The sequence below is a fragment of the Paraburkholderia sp. SIMBA_027 genome (assembly GCF_046535315.1).
Lineage (GTDB): Bacteria > Pseudomonadota > Gammaproteobacteria > Burkholderiales > Burkholderiaceae > Paraburkholderia > Paraburkholderia tropica.
Genome location: NZ_JAWRWY010000932.1, coordinates 1 through 260 on the forward strand (window position 1 = coordinate 1; position 260 = coordinate 260).

At 50.8% G+C, this 260-nt stretch carries 1 protein-coding gene; it reads left to right on the plus strand.

What is annotated here, in order from left to right:
• The coding region (locus SB764_RS41835; RefSeq protein WP_410867012.1) for a tRNA-binding protein at window positions 1-250 on the plus strand (250 nt) is incomplete at its 5' end.
• Window positions 251-260: the final 10 nt, after the last annotated feature.

The following is a 260-nucleotide window of genomic DNA, read 5'->3' on the forward strand; positions in this document are numbered from 1 at the left end:
TCCGCTATTAACGTCGTTAGGTTGCTTATTGCGTCTGTTACAAACCAGTGAACTGGCATTACCGGCGCTGCGTGGGCGTTTACAGAAAAACGCCAGTGATGCGCAGTTATGTACCACACTTAAACTTTCAGGCCGCAAGATGTTACTGGTCCGTCAGCGGGAAGAGGCCGCGCAGGCGCTGTTCGCACTTAATGATGTTCGCACTGAGCGTCTGCGCGATCGCATAACGCAATGGCAATTATTTCACTGACTCCTTCAAT